This is a genomic window from Pseudoalteromonas sp. S3178 (assembly GCF_005886985.1).
Classification (GTDB): Bacteria; Pseudomonadota; Gammaproteobacteria; order Enterobacterales; family Alteromonadaceae; genus Pseudoalteromonas; species Pseudoalteromonas carrageenovora.
In genome coordinates, this window is sequence record NZ_PNCW01000561.1 from 1 (window position 1) to 246 (window position 246).

Sequence of the window (246 nt, forward strand, 5' to 3'; positions counted from 1 at the left end):
AGCGGCAAAATATCTTTAGTGGGCTTTTGTACGTTTGGGCCAACCAACAAATAATATCTGCTCAGATGCAATGAGCCTGTGCCTTGGTCGATACGCTCAACACAATCTAAAATTTCGTCATCAACATAGGGCGCAAAGTGATGAATAAGGTTTTCTTTTAAATCGGGGTCAAGTTGCTTAAACTTCAGTTTGTCTTCGCGAAAACGTAGCGGTTTAATGCTGAGGTCGATTTCCTTAGCAAGTGTA

The 246-nt window shown here is 41.5% G+C and carries 1 pseudogene; it reads right to left on the reverse strand.

The features are described from left to right. A pseudogene (locus CWC11_RS22215) lies at nt 1–246 on the reverse strand (DUF2252 family protein); the annotation flags it as partial.